This window comes from Gammaproteobacteria bacterium (genome assembly GCA_003696665.1).
Lineage (GTDB): Bacteria > Pseudomonadota > Gammaproteobacteria > Enterobacterales.
The window spans coordinates 1-4,049 of sequence record RFGJ01000277.1 but is presented as its reverse complement, the minus strand read 5'-3'; the positions used below and the strand labels follow the sequence as shown (position 1 = coordinate 4,049).

Sequence of the window (4,049 nt, the reverse complement as noted above, 5' to 3'; positions counted from 1 at the left end):
GCGCCAGCTTCTCCTGTGCATTCAGATTGCCCATCTCATGCCTCCTTCTTCCCAAATCTATCCTCAATCAGAATGTGTGGAAAGAAGGTTAGTCATACAACTAATAACTGTGCATGCCGCTTAGATGATCGCATTGATTCCAAAACACCAATTTCCACTCATTTCCATCATAATCAATTCGGGCTACGGCAGCATTTTCCATCGACATCCAGATTTTTCTCTTCCAACCAAAGGCAGCTGCTGCCAACAAATCAAACAGTGCGCCATGACCAACAACCAACACGACATCCTCGCCGTGCCGGCCTTTCATTTCCCGCAACCATGCCGAAATTCTCGAAAAGGCTGCATCCAAGCTTTCCGGACAAGAAGAAAACCACCATCCCATCTGATGATACCCACCCGTAAAACCAACGCCAGCTCCCTTAAACCGCTTCTCAATCTCAAGCCTGGGCAACCCACCCCACACTCCAATTCCGCCACAACCCATCCCGCCCACCTCAAAGAGCCTTGCATCCACCACCAGAGGGGCGTCAAGAACGCGAACGATTTCGGCCGATGTTTCAATTGCTCTTCGCATAGGCGATGAATACACCACGTCAGCCGCGAACCTTTCTGATCTCGACTGAAGAATTTCCGGCCTGAACTCATGTCGGGAGAGCCAAGCGGCCGTGCATCTGGCTTGGCGAACACCCAAGGCCGTCAACGGAGGGTCAGCCCAACACCCGGCCTCCCTATTTGCAAGACTTTGCGCATGCCTGACGAGAAACAGTTTCATTTCAGTCGCACCGGACGCAATCCAAGCAGCTTCCCACAGGCAATGAAACATGCGGGACTGTAATTCAATACTCTCGTATTGCTGATCCGTGACCATTTGATCGGCAGCAATGCTGTGGCGGGCAAGGCCAAATATGGCGTTTTCTCAATCGCCTCCCTCGGCGTAATCCATCCCGAGCAATCAGACCACAGAATGTCTATATCCAGCGTCCGGTCGCGCCAGCTACAGTCTGGATGCGAACGGTCCCTTCCACTCTCTCTTTCCCAAGCACAGAGCATCCTTTTAATTTCGGAAACGCTCATCCGGCTTTCCGCCAGAACCGCTCCATTCCAGAACCTTCGACACGATTTGATCGCCATCGGCCGGGTCCTGTAAAACTTGCCGACAATCAGACAAGAGAAGGACGCCGCCATTTTCTCAATCGCCCACGGGACATGCCTGCCGGGCCTGACATTGCTTCCCAAGGCGAACAGCAGCCGTTGCATCACCGCAACAATTTCCGAACGTAAGCGCCCACAAAAACCGTCACGAAGATCACGCCCAACACGGACTCCAGGGTCGCAACCCAACTGACCGGCATGCCAGCGACAATCTCGGGCCTCCATTCGCCAAAAAACGCCATGAACATAGCCTGCACGCTCAACAATATTGCATCGTGCCATGAACCCGCGGGCCGCATGAAAGAAAAAGCCAAGGCAAAGATGACAATCATGATGCCGGCGGAGAGAACAATGTTCGTCAAACGAACACCCCAACCGAATATGTAATTCATCAGAAGGTATCCCAATCCCTTTCCCTTGTGGTCATGGCGCCGCATATTGAAGTATGCCTCGTCTTCCAGCTTAAGTTGCCCTTCCTGGGCCAATAGATTCTTCAGCAACACATATTCCTGCACCAGTTCGACAGCTTGGACACCCTTATCTGCAGACTCCCTTTGCAGCATGAAAAAGCGAGGCGCATTCAGAATCGAAAATTCGCGCTTGTCTCCATACAAGGCGGAAAAATCATCCATCACGAGCCGCCCCACACTGAGGCGAGCCATTTTGAGGCCTCCACCCTCTGCAAATTTCACCTGATGCATCCGCATCACCCTTTCGACCGTGGCATCGTCCATATTCAGTTCAGTATCGAATCGAACACGCTCCAATGCGAAGTGACCCTCAATATATGTCCCCTGCAAATTCATGGATTTCATCTCGTTTTCATTCATGTTACGCAATAACAGATTGCCCCGTAATTTCGATCGTTGACAGATAAAATCCACTCCCCCTGTCAATCCGGTCAACTCAATGTCCTGCAGTTCCACATTTTCGATGTGAATTCTTTCACCGTGCCCAAGGCCATGAATTTCAAGCCGCCCCTGTATTTCGGTTCGGTTAATGCTCTGGCTTCTGTAAAATTCCTTCCCCAGAAACATCCCTTTGAAACAAGCGCGATCAAGGGACTCATTCTTGTCGGCCGTGGTTGATTTCACTCGGTTGTCCTGGATGCGCATCACTTGGATCGATCCAGGAAACATGCCGCCCACGACAATATTCCCCTGAATGTGCATCTCATTCAGCCACACCATGTCCCTCGGGCCACGAACCCCAAAGTCGAAATAAAGCGCCTGCGCCTGCAACCCCCGAAAGCTCGCGCCTCCGGCTCCCGAGAAATCACAACCTTCCATATGAACAGCCCCATCGATCCGAGCCTCTCTCAAGGTAAAGGCATCGCGAAACTTACATCCTAGAAAGATTAGGTCCCCGCCAACTTTCCAAGATGCAAAATTGGCAGGCCCATCCCATACACAGCGAGCAAAAATTACGTCCCCGCTACTTTTCAGGAATTGCTCATCCGGTTGCCAACCGCGTGGGACTTCCCCCGTCAATACCAACTGCTTGTCTTTATTGTCTTTAGGAAAATCGGCCTCTTTACCAAACTTGCAAAAATATAATGCGGATTGCTTTTCTTCCAGGACGCGAACAAACCCTTCCCTACCGTTTTCTTCGCAACCACCGGTAGCTGCAAAGGGGCGATGAAACTGCTCACCCTTCTTCTGACTTAAACATAATTCAACCATCTCCCCCTGCTCGAGTCCCTGCCAACCACGGCGAGGCTCAACATCCCGAAAATGCACAAAGACAATGCGCGATCCAGGCAATTCGTCTGGAAGATACAGAAGCCCGCATCCCGCATCCTGTAGAAAATCAATGCATATGCCCTTTTTTACCATTTGAACAACTCTCCCTGCCGAACCCATCCGGCAAAGCCTTCCAGCTTATGTAATTGATCAATGATGTCATCGCCGTAGTGGATTGCATAAATGCGCCTGAGCAACTCTGGTGAATACAGACGCCTCAATTCCGGAGCCGTGGCATGCGCCGGATGGGAGTCACCGGAAAGATACACATCGTGAAATACATAGGGATCATCCTGAACAATCCGGCTCAGTTCCGGAATCGCATTCGTGTCCGACGTGAAGGTAAAACGGTATGGAAGCCGAATGCCGAATGAGGGCTTCCCCACAGTATGCGTGGTTGGGAACACTTCGAAGTCCAGCCCTTCCCAAAAAAACCGCTCGCTGACAGGGATAACATCGAAAAAATCATCCATATCATTTTTTCCATCGCTTGAATACCCCATGCACCCCTTCAGGCATTCATGCCACAACGGATAAAGCACACTCTCCGGAACATACAACTTGATCCGATGCCCTCCATGCACATAGCGACTCTCAAAACCAAAGCGCTCCAGGCCGAACACGTGGTCACCATGGACATGCGTAATAAATATGGCATCAATATCCTTGATGGTAAGCCCATGGTCACGCAAGGCCTGCTTGGCAGTCCAACCACAATCAACAAGCAGGTTTTTTGCTCGCGTGGAAACAAGCATGTTTGTGTTATAGTAATTAAGACTTTCGGAGTCACCCGTGCCTATAAATCGAACCACAATCTCACTCATTGTCAGCTCCACGTTCGATAACAACCGATGCGGACTCCATCCCCAGATAATGTAACGGCTTGGACAGCTTCAGCCGCAGCCACGGCGCGCCGAACTCCTCAATCACGATGTTCGCACAGGCCTCGGCCAGCGCTTCGATCAGACCGAAGCTGGAGCCTTCGATGAAGGCGATCAGCCGCTTGGCCACGGCCTTGTAGTCCAGCGTATCCTCGATGCGATCGCTGGCCGCGGCGCGGGAAATGTCCCAGGCGATTTCCATGTCCAGACGAACGGTCTGCCGGATTTCCCGCTCCCAGTCGAAGATGCCGATCACCGTCCGCACCTCCAG

Annotated in this window: 4 protein-coding genes; all 4 read right to left on the bottom strand. The window is 51.6% G+C overall.

The features are described from left to right. Window positions 1-100: 100 nt before the first annotated feature. Window positions 101-871 (bottom strand): histidine phosphatase family protein, encoded by a 771-nt coding sequence (locus D6694_07685; GenBank protein RMH42726.1) that lies wholly within the window; start codon window positions 869-871, stop codon window positions 101-103. Beyond that, complete coding sequence (locus tag D6694_07680; protein RMH42727.1) at window positions 772-1,437, bottom strand: 2-amino-4-hydroxy-6-hydroxymethyldihydropteridine diphosphokinase; 666 nt, start codon at window positions 1,435-1,437, stop codon at window positions 772-774. Before D6694_07680 ends, D6694_07685 begins: the two co-directional genes overlap by 100 nt. A 1,546-nt stretch (window positions 1,438-2,983) precedes the next feature. Continuing rightward, a complete protein-coding gene (locus D6694_07675; GenBank protein ID RMH42725.1) occupies window positions 2,984-3,721 on the bottom strand; it encodes a ribonuclease Z in 738 nt (245 codons plus the stop codon). Then, window positions 3,714-4,049, bottom strand: a complete 336-nt coding sequence (locus D6694_07670; protein RMH42724.1) for a dihydroneopterin aldolase — start codon at window positions 4,047-4,049, stop codon at window positions 3,714-3,716. Before D6694_07670 ends, D6694_07675 begins: the two co-directional genes overlap by 8 nt.